We start from the raw sequence: 476 nt of genomic DNA on the forward strand, positions 1-476 counted from the left end.
TCCGCGAAACGCACGCTCGTCATGCGACGATGCGTCGGCCTGCGATGCAGTCTGACCCATGCCTCGGTGATGATGCCGAGCGCACCCTCTGAGCCAAGGAACATCCGGTCGGGATTCGGGCCCGCGCCGGACACCGGAAAACGACGAGATTCGATGCTGCCCGCCGGCGTCACGACCCGTAGGCTCTCGATATGGTCGTCGATCTGCGTGTAGGCCGTCGCAAAATGGCCCGCAGCGCGCGTCGCGATCCAGCCACCGAGCGAAGAGAACTCCCACGCCTGCAGGAAGAAGCGCAGCGTCAGTCCACTGGCCTTCAACTGCTGCTCGAGGTGCGGGCCCAGCACGCCTGCTTGGATGCGCGCGGCCTGCGATCTGTGGTCAATCTCGAGCACCTTGTCAAAGTTCTGCATGTCGATCGTCACGACGCCGCGGTACCGGTCATGCGTCGGCGGGTTCACGCCGCCGACCACGCTCGT

General features: G+C 65.1%; 1 protein-coding gene. It reads right to left on the bottom strand.

Annotated features, from left to right (window positions below):
* The coding region (locus tag NCT32_RS37085; protein WP_250491574.1) for an FAD-binding oxidoreductase at positions 1-476 on the bottom strand (476 nt) is incomplete at both ends.

The organism is Caballeronia sp. INML2, assembly GCF_023631365.1.
In the GTDB taxonomy this organism is placed as follows: Bacteria; Pseudomonadota; Gammaproteobacteria; order Burkholderiales; family Burkholderiaceae; genus Caballeronia; species Caballeronia turbans.